Below are 15888 nucleotides of genomic sequence, written 5' to 3' on the forward strand. Positions count from 1 at the left end.
TCCCCGGGTCAGGGGGAAGGACCACGGAAACCCCCCCCACCCCCCCCCCCCCCCCCCCCCCCCCCCCCCCCCCCCCCCCCCCCCCCCCCCCCCCCCCCGCAACCGTCCACCACCGGGACGGCCTTGTGCCACCAACTCGGGATCAACCGGGTTGGCTCGTCGTCTCCGTTGGCCAACCCCTCCTAGACCGGCGAGACGTGAAGCGCCACAGCGAAACCGCTCTAACGCGGGGGGTCGGCCCACTGCCCGCAGCCCTCATCCACCGCCCGACCTCCACGTACGAGTACGCTTCGAGAGCGCAGGACACGGCACTGACAACTCGCCTCGGAGGATAGAGAGATGACGACAATGCGCCACCTCCCCTACGGGCTGCCATACGATCGAACTGAATCAACCCGCACCCTCTGACACCAATCGCCGCAGCTCAGCAAGCATCGACCCCGCGCTCGCGGGGGTTGCTCCGGCGCCGACCGGCCCGCACGCGGCGGACGACGATCGACCCCGCGCTCGCGGGGGTTGCTCGCCATGAAATCCAAGCCCTTTCCGCTTCGCGGCATCGACCCCGCGCTCGCGGGGGTTGCTCCCGCCCCACCCCGGCGAAGCCGACTACCTCGCCATCGGCCCCGCGCTCGCGGGGGTTGCTCTGACCATCATGCCCTCTGACCTCCCGCTCAACGATCGACCCCGCGCTCGCGGGGGTTGCTCCGCCACACCTGCTTCACCGCACCCCGGCCCACGATCGACCCCGCGCTCGCGGGGGTTGCTCGCGGTTGCCCTCGCCCTCCTTCCGGCGTGGCGCATCAGCCCCGCGCTCGCGGGGGTTGCTCTGGGTTGCGATCAGCCTTGCGGACGGATCGTCAATCAGCCCCGCGCTCGCGTGGGTTACTCCAGCGTCGTCCCAGACGTAGCGGACCTGGAGGGATCGGCCCCGCGCTCGCGAGAGATCGCTCCGACATCGGCATCACCACCGAGTAGATCCTCGCACCGGCAGTGCGCTCGAGGGAGTGCTCACCGGAAGAACGGAGCTCGTCACCATCCTGTCGGCCCCGCGCTCGCGGGGCCGACCACAGGGTCGGGCCGATCAGCCAGCCCAGTCCGGAGCAATCCCCGCGCGTGCGGGGCCGACGGTAGCCGATGTCGACGGCGTGAGCCGGAGTGGGAGCAATCCCCGCGCGTGCGGGGCCGACTCCTTGATGCCGACAACCGGGGTCAGGCCTGCGGAGCAATCCCCGCGCGTGCGGGGCCGACGTGCTGTTCGACTGTCAGCCGGGCCTCAACCACGAGCAATCCCCGCGCGTGCGGGGCCGACCCCGTCGGGGGTGCCGTGGGCGAGGGTGGTGGAGTCGGCCCCGCGCTCGCGGGGGTTGCTCTACAGGTTGCCGTTGTTGATGTTGACGTTCGAGGTCGGCCCCGCACTCGCGGGGGTTGCTCCGGCACCGAGCCCAACTCCGACAGCACCGCGGCGTCGGCCCCGCGCTCGCGGGGGTTGCTCCGCGCCCAGCTGCAGCCCGGTCGGGTCGAGCTTGTCGGCCCCGCGCTCGCGGGGGTTGCTCCCACCAGCCGGCGAGCTTCTTGTCGAACTCCTTGTCGGCCCCGCGCTCGCGGGGGTTGCTCTCCAGTAGGCGTCAGCGCCCTTCGGGTCGTTGAGTCGGCCCCGCGCTCGCGGGGGTTGCTCCCTGTGGACCTTGTGTCGGCCGTGCCACAGGATGTCGGCTCCGCGCTCGCGGGGGTTGCTCCCCGCCCGCCAGCTCGTCCCACCGGAGCGCGGAGTCGGCCCCGCGCTCGCGGGGGTTGCTCGGGCGTTGTCGCGGGAGAAGGCGTAGACCATGCGTCGGCCCCGCGCTCGCAGGGGTTGCTCCCGTGTCGAACAGCATCTGACCAGGGATCTCCTGTCGGCCCCGCGCTCGCGGGGGTTGCTCCCGCAAGGTAGGCCGCTGCACCCCGCCGGGCACGTCGTCTCCGCGCTCGCGGGGGTTGCTCGCGCTGGGGGGTGAGGACCCGCCAGACCATGCCGTCGTCCCCGCGCTCGCGGGGGTTGCTCCGCTAACGGCTGTTCCATTGATCCCCGAGGCCGGTCGTCCCCGCGCTCGCGGGGGTTGCTCGGTGTGGGCCGTGCTGCCCCTCCAGGCCCCGGTGTCGTCCCCGCGCTCGCGGGGGTTGCTCCGGCGCAGGCAGCTCCATCAGGAACCGGACGGCGTCGTCCCCGCGCTCGCGGGGGTTGCTCCTCCCCAGTGTCGGCGACGATTGCCGACGTGTGGTCGTCCCCGCGCTCGCGGGGGTTGCTCGCCGAGGCTCCCCCGAGGCGCCCCGGCGCGGGGGTCGTCCCCGCGCTCGCGGGGGTTGCTCCTGCGGGTCGTTGTTCCGGAGTGCGGCGTATGCGTCGTCCCCGCGCTCGCGGGGGTTGCTCTTCCGACATCCCTCTCCTGGGCCCTCTCCTGTGGTCGTCCCCGCGCTCGCGGGGGTTGCTCCCAGGAGTGGGGCCGCGGTTCGTTCGGCACCATGTCGGCCCCGCGCTCGCGGGGGTTGCTCCAGGCCCGGCTCGCCCAGGCCGCCCAGAAGAAGATCGGCCCCGCGCTCGCGGGGGTTGCTCTCTTGCTAGATTACTCGCATACCCCCGACGGTCATCGGCCCCGCGCTCGCGGGGGTTGCTCCGTGGTCCAGGGGGCGAGCAGCCAGCGGCTCAGATCGGCCCCGCGCTCGCGGGGGTTGCTCCCCGAGCACCGGACGCACGCTGGGCAAGGCGTCATCGGCCCCGCGCTCGCGGGGGTTGCTCCCACGGCGCCGTACCGAAGAACATCGCTTCCATATCGGCCCCGCGCTTGCGGGGGTTGCTCGCTTGGCAGCGACACCGCCGCGCGGCGCCTTCTGTCGGCCCCGCGCTCGCGGGGGTTGCTCCCGTGTAGCCGAGCTCCTCGCGCAGGTACCGGGATCGGCCCCGCGCTCGCGGGGGTTGCTCGGAGTGAGCAGCATCTTCGACCGGGTGTACCGGATGGGCCCCGCGCTCGCGGGGGTTGCTCCGGCGACGTCCCGCTGAACGAGGCCCACTACGCATCGACCCCGCGCTCGCGGGGGTTGCTCTGCTGGCTGGGTCCGCCATCGGCCCCATGCCCTATCGGCCCCGCGCTCGCGGGGGTTGCTCCCGGGGCAGAACCTCGGGTAGGGCGACGACTGTATCGTCCCCGCGCTCGCAGGGGTTGCTCGCCGTACACGGTCCGGTCCCCCGAGCGGGAGACATCGTCCCCGCACTCGCGGGGGTTGCTCCAAGAAGCTCATGCAGCGGAGCGTCTCGTCGTCATCGTCCCCGCGCTCGCGGGGGTTGCTCGGACAGGCTCAAGGGCTGGTCCGGGGCGGCGGTATCGGCCCCGCGCTCGCGGGGGTTGCTCCACCCTGGTTCAGCGCGGAGTGGCCGACCAGCTATCGGCCCCGCGCTCGCGGGGGTTGCTCCTGTCCGAAGTCACGTTGTTCAGCAGGTCCACGGTCGGCCCCGCGCTCGCGGGGGTTGCTCCCCCTTCTCGGCGGCGGCCGCCGAGCGTTGTTGGTCGGCCCCGCGCTCGCGGGGGTTGCTCCCACGCCACCCAGGGGAGTTCACCATATCGCTCGCGGCCGGCGGGGTCGGCTCAGCCGGCCGCGGGGACGAGGTGGTCGAGGCCCCGGGCGCTGCCCGTCGCGGCCTCGGTCGAGCGTGGCAGCATGACGCGCTCGTAGGCGCGGACGGCGTCGCTGATGCTGGATTCGGTGACGAGGGCGTGGGCGAGGTCGGCGCCGTCGAGCATGGCGAGGTTGGCGCCCAGCCCGACCGGGGGCATCAGGTGCGCGGCATCGCCGAGCAGCGTCACGCCGGGCACGTGCGCCCAGGTGTGCGGGGCGGGCAGCACGTGCAGGGGCCGGTTGACGAAGCCGTGGTCGCTGTCGCGCAGGATCCGCAGCAGGCTCTCGTCCCAGCCGTCGAACATCTCCAACAGGTGCTCCTGCACGGCCCGTTGGTCGCCGAGGTCGAGTCCGGCGGCCGCGTGCCAGTCCTGCGGCTCGCGCAGCGCGAGGTAGCCGCGGATGTGACCGTTGCTGTTGCGCTGGGCGACCAGGGTCCGGCCGACGCCCTTCGCCAGCAGCGATCCGTTGCCGACCAGCCGGGCGAGTTCGGGGTGGCGGGTGTCGCATTGGTCGAAGCCGGTCTCGACGAAGGTGACACCGGTGTAGTGGGGTACCGCGGGCGACAGGGCCGGGCGGACCCGTGACCAGGCGCCGTCGGCACCGACCACCAGGTCGAACTCCTCGGCCGTACCGTCACCCAGGACCAGCCGGCAGGTGCCGCCCGCCAGCGGGGTGACCCCGGTGACGGCACGGTCCCACCGCACCGTGCCCGGGGCGAGCGAGTCCAGCAGCAGGCCGCGCAGTTGGCCGCGGTCGATCTCCGGACGGCCCCCGCCTGCGGTCGGCCCTCGCTGGGTGAGGAGGGCACCGGTGGCATGGTCGAGCACGCGCCACTCGTCGCCCTCGGGGCGCGCGAGGGCATGGAACCGGTCGAGCAGGCCCGCCGACCGCAAGGCGGCCTGGCCGGTGTCGGCGTGCATGTCGAGGGTGCCGCCCTGCGGGCGGGCGTCGGCGTCGGCCTCGCGTTCGAACACCGTGACGGCGCGGCCGTGTTGCTGCAGGACCCGGGCGCAGGTCAAGCCGCCGAGGCCGGCGCCGACGATCGCGATGCGAGGGTCACGGGCAGAGGGCATGGGTGTGTCCTTCCGGTGGTGGGTGGGTCCCGGTGGTGGGTGGGTCGCCGGGCGGCCCGGCACCACCAAGAAAGCACACTCGCTAAATAAGTGCAATGACTACACTTTCGGAGTGGATGCACTTCGGGCTATGGTGGTCGAGTGACCGAAGCGATGGGGCGCCGCGAGCGCAAGAAGGCCCAGACCCGCCAGGCCCTGGCCGACGCCGCACTCGAACTCTTCCTCGAACGCGGCTACGACCAGGTCGGCGTCAAGGACGTCGCCGATGCCGCAGACGTCTCCGTGACCACCCTGTTCAAGCACTTCGCCGGCAAGGAGGCGCTGGTCTTCGACCAGGACGACGACCTGGAAGCGGCCCTCGTCGCGGCCGTGCGCGAGCGGCCCCCGGGCCGGTCGATCCCGCAGGCGCTGCGCGAGCACCTGCTGCTGCACCAGACCCGGTTCGCCGTCCACGCCGCCGACCCGCGGTTCGCCGACTTCACCCGCCTGGTACAGGAGACCCCCGCGCTGCGTGACTACTCCCAACGGATGTGGACCCGCCATGAAGCGGCCCTGGCGCGGGCCGTCGCGGAGGCCGTGGGCGCACCCGAGGACGACGTCAGCTGCGCCGCCCTGGCCCGGTTCGCCCTGGCGGCCCGCAGTCTGATCCTGCAGCACCCCGAACCGCGCCGGGCTGCCGACGAGGCGTTCGCCCTGCTCGAACAGGGCTGGGCAGCCTCCCATCCGAGCAACTGACCCGGTCTGCGATCGCCCCGAAGCCCGCCGGGCGACGGTACCGGGGGGTCAGGTGGCGGGGGGCCAGGTGGCGGGGGGGCAGGTACCCGGTGGGTCAGGTGGCGGGGAGGTCAGGTGGCCGGGAGGCCGTTCGCCATCTCCCGGAAGCGGGCGGACGGGCGCATCATGCCGTTGTCGCCGACGTTCAGGTTCTCCAGCCAGCCGTCCCGGTACCAGAAGATCGACGAGGTCAGCGGCGCCGGATCGTTGGCCTGGAGCTGCTTCGACAGGTCGATCATGAAGCGGATCGCGTTCAGCGACGAGCCGCTGCGGATCGGCGCCGCGCAGAACGCGTTGCTCGTCGGCAGGGTGACCAGGGCGCCGTGGGGCAGTTCGACCCCGCCCAGGGCGTTCTCCAGCCGCAGGGCCTGGGCCGCGCCGGGCCACACGCCCATCCCGTTGACGGCGTAGAGGACGTCGCCGTTCGTCGCATTGAAGGACTGCCGGTTGAGCTGCTCGGTGGTCAGATTGGCGAAGGCCCGTTCCCAGAGCTCGGCCCGGCTGAGGCTCCACTGGTCGGCGGCGTGCTCGGCTATCGACAGGGCCTCGGTCGTCCCGCCCCGCTTCCCGCCGTTCACGCACAGGACGACCGACAGCTCGTCGTCGATCTGCCGGGCCATGGGGTCGGGGCCCAGTGTGCGGGTCGGGGCGACCAGGAGCCGAAGCCGGTCCCGGACCTCGAAGACCGAGATCCCGGCCAGCGCCTTGCACGGGCCGTGCTCGTCGCACAGCGGCTTCGGTAGGTTCTTGCGACTTCCGAACAGCGGCATGGGTGGTTCCCCCGGGGGTCGTTGCGGTGGGTCGGTCCAAGGCCCCAGCATCCCATCGGAGTTCGCCGACCGTCTCACGGATCGTCCGATTCCCGGAAACGCGCAGCCCGCCCAGCAGCCCGTCGTCGAAAGTCGATCAGAAGAACACCCCGCACCGCAGCAGCACGTTCGCGTACGGCCGGGCTTCCCCGGTCCGCACCACCAGGCGCGCCCTCGCACTCAGCTCCTTCAGCGTTTCGTGCGGTACGTAGGCCAGTTCGGTGAAGGAGCCGGCCAGCAGCCCGTCCGCGGCGGGGTTCGCCTCCCGTACCTCCTGCGCCGCGAGCGCCCCCTCGATCACCAACTCGTCGAGGAGCCCGGCCAGTACGTCCTCGAACGACGGGATCCCCGCCCGGAAGGCGAGGTCGACCACCCGGGGCCCGTCCGGAATCGGCATCCCCGCGTCACAGACGAGCACCTGGTCGCCGTGCCCCAACTCGGCGACGGCTCCGGCGAGATGGCGATTGAGAATCCCGCCCTTCTTCACCGCGCCTCGACCTCCTCGGCGGTGGGGAAGGACTCCTGGGCCCCCCGCCGCGTCACGGCGACGGCGCCCACCCGGGCGGCGTACCCGGCCGCCTCCGCGAGCGAGGCGCCCGCGCCCAGCTTCCAGGCCAGTGCGGCCGTGAAGGAGTCGCCGGCACCCGTCGTGTCGACGGCGTCGACCTTCACCGACGCGACCCGTACGACCTCCTCCCCGGCGGAGGCGACCAACGCTCCCTCCGAGCCGAGCGTCACCACGACCGATCGGGGCCCGCTCGCGAGCAACTCCCGCACCCATGCGGCGGGATCGTCGCCCGAGCGGGAGTCGCCGATGGTCCCGCCGCCCAGGATCACCCGGGCCTCGTGCTCGTTGACGATCAGCGGGTCGCAGGCCGCCAGCACCTCGGCCGGCAGCGCCTGCGGCGGGGAGGGGTTCAACACGAACCGCGTGCCGGACGGCAGTTGCCGCACGACCTCCACGACCGACTCCAACGGGATCTCCAACTGCGTCGAGACCACCCGAGAGGCGCGGATCAGCGGCTCGGCGGCCCGGACGTCCTCCGGCGTGAGCCGCCCGTTCGCACCGGGCGAGACCACGATGCTGTTGTCCCCCGACGGGTCGACGGTGATCAGCGCGACGCCGGTCGGGGCCCCGCCCACCAGGACGCCCTCCGTGTCGACCCCCGCGCTGCGCTGCGACTCCAGCAGCAGCCGCCCGTTCGCATCGTCCCCGACCCGCGCGAGCAGCGCTGTGCGCGCCCCGAGCCGCGCGGCGGCAACCGCCTGGTTGGCCCCCTTGCCGCCGGGATGGACGGCGAGGTCCGACCCGAGCACCGTCTCCCCGGCCCCGGGCCTGCGCTCGACACCGATCACGAGATCGACGTTGGCCGACCCCACGACCAGCACGTCGTAGTCGTACGTGAAACCCATGAAACTCCCCAATCAGGACATCCGAAACTCAGGAAATCCGAAACGAGGCGGCCGGAGCCCCGCTTCCGCGGGCACCCCGGCCACCCCGTTCCCCGTCTCAGCCGCTGAACCCGGCCACGGTCTCCTTGGTGACCACCTTCACCGGCACCTTGACGGTCTCCTCGACCTTCTCCCCCTTGATCGCCTTGACCGCGTTGTCCACGGCGATCTTCCCGAGCTGCGACGGCTGCTGGGCCACGGACGCGTACAGCGCCCCCTGCTCGACCGCCTTCAGCCCGTCGGGAGTTCCGTCGAAGCCGACGACCTGCACGGATTCGCCGGCCCTGGACCCGAGCGCCTTCACCGCGCCGAGCGCCATCTCGTCGTTGGCGGCGATGACGCCCTGGACGTCCGGGTGCGCCTGGAGCAGGTTCGACATGACGTCGAGCCCCTTGGTCCGGTCGAAGTCGGCCGGCTGCTGCGCGACGACCTCGATCCCCGGGTACGCCTCCAGCCCCTTGGCGAAGCCCTCGGCCCGCTCCCGCGCGGCGGAGGTACCGGCCAGCCCCTGGAGGATCACGATCTTCCCGCTGCCACCGAGCTTCTCGGCGACGGCCTTCGCCGCCTGCTCACCCCCGGCGACGTTGTCGGAGGCGACCAGTGCGTTCACATCGGCGTTGTTGACGCCGCGGTCGACGGCGATGACCGGGATCTTCGCCTTGCCCGCGGCCTGCACGGAGTTGCTCGCCGCGTCGGAGTCCACCGGGTTGACGACGATCGCCGCGAGCTTCGAACTGGTGAAGTTCTGCAGCTGGTTGGCCTGCTGCGAGGCGTCGTTCTGCGCGTCGGTGACGGTCAGGTCCACCCCCAGCAGCTTCGCCTCGGCCTGCGCACCCGACCGGATCTGCACGAAGAACGGGTTGTTGAGCGTGGAGAGCGAGAGGCCGACCTTCCGGGTGCCGGCCTTCGGATCGCCGTGCAGGAACGACGTCGCAGCCACGATCGCCACCGTCACGACAGCCGCGATCCCGTACGTGGCGGCCTGCTTGCCCCTTCCGCCGCCGGGCGCCCCGATCGCCGTGGGAGTGGCCCCGGCCTTGCGCCGCACCGTGTCGAGCAGCACCGCCAGGGCGATGACGACACCGATGACGACCTGCTGCCAGAACGCGGAGACGTTCAGCAGGTTCAGCCCGTTGCGCAGCACCGCGAGGATGAGCGCGCCGATCAGCGTCCCCGACGCCTTGCCGGTACCCCCGGCGAGGGAGGCGCCGCCGATGACGACGGAGGCGATGGCGTCCAGCTCGTACCCGGTGGCGGCCTGCGGCTGCGCGGAGGAGAGCCGGGAGGCCAGGACGACACCGGCGACCGCGGCGAACACCCCGGACAGCGCGTAGATCACGAGCTTCTGCCTGGGCACCCGCAGACCCGAGAGCCGGGCCGCCTCCTCGTTGCCGCCGATGGCGTACATCGAGCGGCCGATGTACGTACGGCCGAGGACGAACGCCGTGACGAGCCCCATGGCCACCATGACGAGCACCGGCACCGGCAGCCACCCCCCGAGCGTGTCACCCAGGTGGGAGACGGAGGCCGGGAACGCGATCGGCGATCCGTCCGAGATCACCAGTGCCAGGCCACGCCCCACCGACAGCATCGCGAGCGTCGCGATGAACGGCGGCAGCTTGCCGTACGAGACCAGGAAGCCGTTCACCAGGCCGGCGGCCACACCCGTCGCCAGTGCCAGCAGCACCGCGACGGCCACCGGCACTCCGTGCACCGTGGCGCTCCACGCCAGTACGGTCGCCGACAGCGCGGCCACCGACCCGACCGACAGGTCGATGCCCGCCGAGACGATCACGAAGGTGACGCCGAAGGCGAGGACGGCGGTCACGGCCGCCTGGACGCCGACGTTGAGCAGGTTGTCGGTGGTGAGGAAGTCGCCCGACAGCGCCGACATGGCGATGACGAGGGCGATCAGCGCGGTCAGCGCGCCGTTGTCGAGCAGCAGACGGCGCAACGCCGCGGCGCCACCGGCGCCCGTACCGCTCTTGAGCGTTTCAGCGGCCACGGGGGGCCTCCAGTTCGGTAGTGGGATTGCTCACGGCCAGCGACATGACCGCGTCCTGCGTGGCCTCGTCGGCGGACAGCTCGCCGACGATCCGGCCCTGGGCCATCACCAGCACCCGGTCGCTCATCCCGAGCACCTCGGGCAGATCGCTGGAGATCATGAGGACGGCGGCCCCGGCGGCCGTCAGCTCGTTGATGAGCTGGTAGATCTCGACCTTGGCGCCGACGTCGATGCCGCGCGTGGGCTCGTCGAGGATCAGCACCCTGGTGTCGGCCAGGAGCCACTTGCCGATGACGACCTTCTGCTGGTTGCCGCCGGACAGCGTGCGCACCTGCTGACCGAGCCCGGCCATCCGTACGCCGAGCTGCCCGGCGATCCGCGCGGCGGCGTCGTGCTGACCCCTGAGGTCGACGATTCCGGCCCTGGTGGCGGACTTGAGGGTGACGAGTCCGAGGTTCTCCTCGACCGACTGGTCGAGCACCAGCCCCTGGCCCTTGCGATCCTCGGGCACCAGCCCGATTCCCGCGGTCATGGCGGCGCCGATGTCGTGCCGTTTCAGGGCAGCCCCGTCGACGCGGACCGTACCGCGGTCGTACGGGTCGGCCCCGAAGACGGCCCGGACCACCTCGGTACGACCCGCCCCGACCAGCCCCGCGACGCCGACGACCTCGCCGGCGCGCACCTCGAAGCTGACGTCGTGGAAGACACCGTCCCGGGACAGTCCCTCCACGGACAGCAGGGCGGCGCCCGGGACAGCCCGCTCGCGCGGGTACTTCTGCTCGATGGACCGGCCCACCATCAGCCGTACGAGCTCCTCCTCCGGTGTGGAGGCGGGCACCTGTCCGACCGACCTGCCGTCCCGGATGACCGTGACCCGGTCCCCGAGGGCGGCGATCTCCTCCAGATGGTGCGTGATGAAGACGATCCCGACGCCGTCCTCACGCAGTCTGCGCACGATCACGAACAGCTTCTCGACCTCCTCGGAGGTCAGCACGGCGGTCGGCTCGTCCATGATCAGGACCCGCGCGTCCAGGCTCAGCGCCTTGGCGATCTCGACCATCTGCAGGCGTGCGATGCCCAGTTCGCGCACCCGCGCCCGGGGCGACACACTGACACCGACGCGCTCCAGCAGCTCCGAGGCGTCCGCCTCCATCCGCTTCCGGTCGATCACCCCGAACCGGCGCGGCTGGCGTCCCAGGAAGATGTTCTCGGCGACCGTCAGATCGGGGACGAGGTTGAACTCCTGGTAGATGGTGGCGATCCCGAGTCGCTCGGAGTCCTGCGCACCGTGGATGCGGACCTCCTGACCACCGACCAGGATGCGGCCCTCGTCGGGCGTGTGGGCACCGGAGAGCATCTTGATCAGGGTGCTCTTGCCCGCGCCGTTCTCACCGAGCAGCACATGGACCTCGCCCCGCCGCAGGTCGAAGTCGACGCGGTCCAGCGCGACCACCCCGGGGAAGGTCTTCCGAACGCCCTCGATGCGCAGCAACTCGTCCGCGTCGCTCACGACTGGCTCCTGTTCGTCACGGGGGTCTCGGTTACGGGGCTCTCGCCGCACGAGCGGCGGACGACGAGACGGGCGGGGAGCGTCACGGATCGTGGCGCCCGCCCCTCGATGCGGTCCACGAGCGCGCGCACGGCGGCCCGGCCCAGCTCGCCCGTGGGCTGGGCGATCGCGGTGATCGGCGGGTCGGTGTGCACGAACCAGGGGATGTCGTCGAACGCGGCGAGCGCGATGTCCTCCGGTACCCGCAGGCCGCGGGCGCGTACGGCGTCCAGGGCGCCCAGCGCCATCAGGTTGTCCGCCGCGAACACGACCTGCGGGGGCTCGGCGAGGTCGAGGAAGCGCTCGGTCGCCCGCCGGCCGCTGGCGGCCTGGAAGTCACCCTGGCCGATGTACCGGTCCGGCAGGTCGAGGCCGCACTCCGCCAGCGCCTCGCGGAACGCCTCCACCCGCTCCTGCCCGGTCGTGGTGGCCGCCGGCCCGGCGATGATCGCCAGCCGCCGGTGCCCCAGCCGGTGCAGGTGCGCGACGAGATCCCGTACGGCACCCCGCCCGTCCGCCCGCACCACCGGCACGTCGACGCCGGGGATCCACCGGTCCACGAACACCATCGGTGTCCCGGCCCGGGCGGCGTCCAGCATGAGCGGCGACCCGCCGTCGGTGGGCGAGACCAGCAGCCCGTCGATACGGCGGTCCAGCAGCGTCCGTACGTGGTGGTCCTGCAGTTCCGGCCGCTCGTCGGCGTTCCCGATGATCACGCTGTACCCCAGCGCCCGCGCCTCTTCCTCCACGGACCGTGCGAGCTCGGTGAAGTACGGGTTCAGCACGTCGCTGATCACGAGGCCGAGCGTGTGGGTCTGATCGGTGCGCAGCGACCGCGCCACGGCGTTGGGCCGGTACCCGAGCGCTGCGACGGCGGCCAGCACCCGCGCCCGCGCGTCCGCACTGACCGAAGGGTGCTCATTCAGGACACGCGAGACAGTGGCGACGGACACGCCTGCCTCGGCGGCGACGTCCTTGATGCTCGTCACAGCCGCCCCACCTCCTCGTGGAATCGATTACATCAACGCGTTCCGACGATTGGAATCGATTACATGCGCGCAGGGCAAGCCCTGGGCAGGTGGCTGAAACCTGATCGTGATGAACGCCGGCCGCCCGGGCAGCCACCCGCGGCGGGAATCGGGCGCGCAGGAGGCAGGCCCCGGGCCCCCCGCCTGGGGCCTGCCCGTCGTCCGCCGGCGACGCCCGCGTTCACGCCGTCGACCGGTCTATTGACACGCTAATTGTGAGCGTTAACACTCTTGCAACAAGCGGGCGCCGCACCAAGCCCCGCTGGGCGGCGACGTGCGCTTGTGCGAAGGACTACGGCCGCTGTACTCCCCCGCTTCCTTCTCCTGCACACGATGGAGTTCGCCATGCCGGCTCACCCCTTCAGCCGCCGTGCCGCGTTCAAGGCGACCGGCGTCGCGGCCGTGGCCGCAGCCGCCGGCCCCGCCCTCGGTCCCGGCCCGGCCCTCGGTCCCGTCTCCGCCCTCGGTCCCGTCTCCGCCGCGGCGCAGACGCCCCCGGTCAGGACCGACGTCGGAGTGTCGACGCTCCCGTTCGAGCTGGGTCAGGTCCGGCTCACCAGCAGCCGCTGGCTCGACAACCAGAACCGCACCCTGGCCTACCTCCGCTTCGTCGACGTCGACCGCCTGCTGTACAACTTCCGCGCCAACCACCGACTCTCCACCAACGCCGCTGCCGCGAACGGTGGTTGGGACGACCCCGGGTTCCCCTTCCGCACCCACGTGCAGGGCCACTTCCTCTCGGCGTGGGCCCAGGCCGCCGCCGCGCTCGGGGACACCACCTGCCGGGACAAGGCCAACCGGATGGTGGCCGAACTCGCCAAGTGCCAGGCCAACAACGCCGCCGCGGGCTTCTCCGCCGGCTACCTCTCGGGCTTCCCCGAGGCCGACTTCGCCAGCCTCGAAGCGGGCAGACTGAGCAACGGCAACGTCCCGTACTACTGCGTCCACAAGACCATGGCCGGCCTGCTCGACGTGTGGCGCCTCCTGGACAACACCCAGGCCCGCGACGTGCTCCTCGCGCTCGCCGACTGGGTCGACCGCCGCACCGCCGCGCTCGGCTACGGCACGATGCAGTCGGTGCTGGGCACCGAGTTCGGCGGAATGAGCGAAGTGCTGGCCGATCTCTGCCAACAGACCGGTGACACACGCTGGCTGACCACCGCTCAGCGCTTCGACCACGCCGCCGTCCTCGACCCGCTCGCCGCGAACCTGGACCAGCTCAACGGCCTGCACGCCAACACCCAGGTGCCCAAGTGGATCGGGGCCGTCCGCGCGTACAAGGCCACCGGGACGACCCGCTACCGCGACATCGCCGCCAACGCCTGGGCGATCACCACCGGCGCGCACACCTACGCCATCGGCGGCAACAGCCAGGCGGAGCACTTCCGGGCCGCGAACGCCATCTCCGGCTACCTCACCGACGACACCTGCGAGCTCTGCAACTCCTACAACATGCTCAAGCTGACCCGGGAGCTGTGGCAGCTGAGCCCGGACCAGGCCTCGTACTTCGACTTCTACGAGAAGACGCTGCTCAACCACGTCCTCGGCGCCCAGAACCCGGCCGACCCGCACGGCCACATCACGTACTTCAGCTCCCTCAACCCGGGCGGCCGCCGGGGCAAGGGCCCGGCCTGGGGCGGCGGCACCTGGAGCACCGACTACGGCACCTTCTGGTGCTGCCAGGGAACGGGCGTCGAGTCCAACACCAAGTTGATGGACTCCGTCTACTTCCACGACGGCACCACCCTCACGGTGAACCTGTTCCTCCCGTCCGTCCTGGACTGGACCCAGCGGGGCATCACGGTCACCCAGACCACCGCGTTCCCGGCCGAGGACACCACGACGCTCAAGGTCACCGGCAGTGTCGGCGGGACGTGGTCCCTGCGGGTGCGCATCCCCGGGTGGACCTCGGGTGCCGTCGTCAGCGTCAACGGCGTCGCGCAGAACATCGCGGCCACCCCGGGCACGTACGCCACCCTCACCCGGTCCTGGGTCTCCGGCGACACCGTCACCGTGAAGCTCCCCATGCGGGTGGCCCTCCAGGCCGCCAACGACAGCCCGGGGGTCGCGGCGGTCACCTACGGCCCCGCCGTCCTGGCCGGCAACTACGGCAGCACCGCGCTGTCCGCCCTCCCGGCCCTGGACCCCGCCACGATCACCCGGACCAGCAGCACCGCCCTCGCCTTCACGGCCACCGCCGACGGAGCGAGGGTCGACCTCGGCCCGTTCCACGACGCCCAGGGCTTCAACTACACCGTCTACTGGCGGACCGACAGCGCGAGCTTCCGTCTGGTCAACGCGGCCAGCGGACTCGTCCTCGGCATCCAGAACATGTCCACCGCCGACGGCGGCCTCGCCCTGCAGTGGCCCGACACCGGCACCGCCGACCACAACTGGGCCCTCGTCGTCGACGGCACCGCACTGCGGCTGCGCAACGCCAACAGCGGCAAGGTCCTCGGCGTGCAGGACATGTCCACCGCCGACAATGCCCCGATCCTCCAGTGGGCCGACACGGGCACCGCCGACCACCGGTGGACCGTGGTCGACGCCGGCAACGGCTTCCACGAGCTCCGCAACGTCCACACCGGCAAGCTGCTCGGCATCGCCGGCGGCTCCACCGCCCAAGGCGCCGCAGCCGTACAGCTGCCCGACAGCGGTGCCGCCGCCGGCCAGTGGCAGTTCGCCCCCGTCGGCGCCCGGCGGATCCAGAACGTCGCCAGCGGACTCCTCCTCGGCATCCAGAACATGTCCACCGCCGACGGCGGCCTCGCCGTCCAGTGGGACGACAACGGCACCGCCGACCACCTCTGGACGGCCGCCCTCGACACCGGCGGCTACCTGCGGCTGCGCAACGCCAACAGCGGCAAGGTCCTCGCCGCGGAGAACGGCGGCACCGCCAACGGCACCCGGATCGTCCAGTGGGCCGACAACGGCGCCGCCGACCACCGGTGGCGCCTGCGCCACAGCGGTGGCGACACCTTCCGGATCCAGTGCGCCGCCGGCGGCCGCGTCCTCGGCATCTCCGGTGCCTCCACCGCCTGGGGAGCGCAGGCCGTGCTCTGGGACGACAGCGGCACCAGCGACCACCTGTGGCGGTTCGTCTGATCGGGCGTCGGGTTCCGCGCTCGCCGCAGGCCGGCCGATCGCAGCCGGATCCCGCGGCACCAGGGCGACTTGCACGCCCGGGCGGGGGACCTCGGGGAAGCCGAGGTGACGTACCGGGAGAGCCTCGGACACCTCGGTCCGCAGGACGGGACACGGCTGCGAGCGATCGCATCCTTCCGGCTCGCCAATCTGCTCAGCATGATGACCGATCGGACCGGTGACGCCCGACCGCTCTACGAGAAAGGCCCTGGAGATCAGCCGGAGTAGGGGAGCGGTAGCGTACGGCGCCCCCCAGCCCAGCCGCACGAGGCCGCGATCCCGCCAGCCGTCCGTCGTGGGGGGCCCCGCCAGGGGGGACACCAACACCCCCCCCCCAGAGAGGGCCTTTTCCCCACCCCCGGGGCCAACCGAGTTGCTTCTTTTTCCTCCCTGCTCAACCCCC

Annotated in this window: 9 protein-coding genes and 2 CRISPR repeat arrays; of the genes, 2 read left to right on the forward strand and 7 right to left on the reverse strand. The window is 72.0% G+C overall.

Going from position 1 to position 15888, the window contains the following annotated elements; genetic code table 11:
* Nucleotides 1-438 precede the first annotated feature (438 nt).
* Nucleotides 439-889: direct repeats of the CRISPR family, unit length 23 nt; unit sequence CCCCGCGCTCGCGGGGGTTGCTC.
* A 458-nt stretch (nt 890-1347) separates the two neighbouring features.
* Nucleotides 1348-3566: direct repeats of the CRISPR family, unit length 23 nt; unit sequence CCCCGCGCTCGCGGGGGTTGCTC.
* A gap of 51 nt (nt 3567-3617) precedes the next feature.
* On the reverse strand, nt 3618-4724 hold the full coding sequence (locus tag ACZ4W5_RS36630) for an FAD-dependent oxidoreductase (protein ID WP_465659471.1): 1107 nt from the start codon (nt 4722-4724) through the stop codon (nt 3618-3620).
* A gap of 153 nt (nt 4725-4877) precedes the next feature.
* Here ACZ4W5_RS36630 and ACZ4W5_RS36635 point away from each other — a divergent pair, with 153 nt between their 5' ends.
* Nucleotides 4878-5459, forward strand: coding sequence for a TetR/AcrR family transcriptional regulator (locus ACZ4W5_RS36635; protein WP_360236668.1), 582 nt, complete (start codon nt 4878-4880; stop codon nt 5457-5459).
* Nucleotides 5460-5569: 110 nt separating this feature from the next.
* Here the strand turns inward: ACZ4W5_RS36635 and ACZ4W5_RS36640 are convergent, their stop codons facing one another.
* From ACZ4W5_RS36640 to ACZ4W5_RS36665, 6 genes are all read right to left on the reverse strand, one after another.
* Nucleotides 5570-6268 carry a hypothetical protein gene (locus tag ACZ4W5_RS36640; protein WP_360236606.1) on the reverse strand — a complete coding sequence of 233 codons (699 nt, stop codon included), beginning with the start codon at nt 6266-6268 and terminating at the stop codon, nt 5570-5572.
* Between the two features lie 136 nt (nt 6269-6404).
* Nucleotides 6405-6794, reverse strand: a complete 390-nt coding sequence (gene rbsD / locus ACZ4W5_RS36645) for a D-ribose pyranase (RefSeq protein ID WP_465659473.1) — start codon at nt 6792-6794, stop codon at nt 6405-6407.
* Nucleotides 6791-7720, reverse strand: a complete 930-nt coding sequence (locus ACZ4W5_RS36650) for a ribokinase (protein WP_360236600.1) — start codon at nt 7718-7720, stop codon at nt 6791-6793. Before ACZ4W5_RS36650 ends, rbsD begins: the two co-directional genes overlap by 4 nt.
* 97 nt (nt 7721-7817) lie before the next feature.
* Complete coding sequence (locus tag ACZ4W5_RS36655) at nt 7818-9764, reverse strand: ABC transporter permease/substrate-binding protein (protein ID WP_465659475.1); 1947 nt, start codon at nt 9762-9764, stop codon at nt 7818-7820.
* Nucleotides 9754-11274 (reverse strand): sugar ABC transporter ATP-binding protein, encoded by a 1521-nt coding sequence (locus ACZ4W5_RS36660; protein ID WP_465659477.1) that lies wholly within the window; start codon nt 11272-11274, stop codon nt 9754-9756. The genes ACZ4W5_RS36655 and ACZ4W5_RS36660 overlap by 11 nt, the downstream gene beginning before the upstream one ends.
* Entirely contained in the window at nt 11271-12302 is a 1032-nt protein-coding gene (locus ACZ4W5_RS36665; RefSeq protein ID WP_360236591.1) for a LacI family DNA-binding transcriptional regulator, read from the reverse strand. The genes ACZ4W5_RS36660 and ACZ4W5_RS36665 overlap by 4 nt, the downstream gene beginning before the upstream one ends.
* Nucleotides 12303-12686: 384 nt before the next feature.
* On the opposite strand from ACZ4W5_RS36665, the gene ACZ4W5_RS36670 reads away from it, so the two are divergent.
* A complete protein-coding gene (locus tag ACZ4W5_RS36670) occupies nt 12687-15446 on the forward strand; it encodes a beta-L-arabinofuranosidase domain-containing protein (RefSeq protein ID WP_465659480.1) in 2760 nt (919 codons plus the stop codon).
* The last annotated feature ends 442 nt before the right edge of the window (nt 15447-15888 follow it).

It is taken from the genome of Kitasatospora sp. NPDC029367, assembly GCF_055569135.1.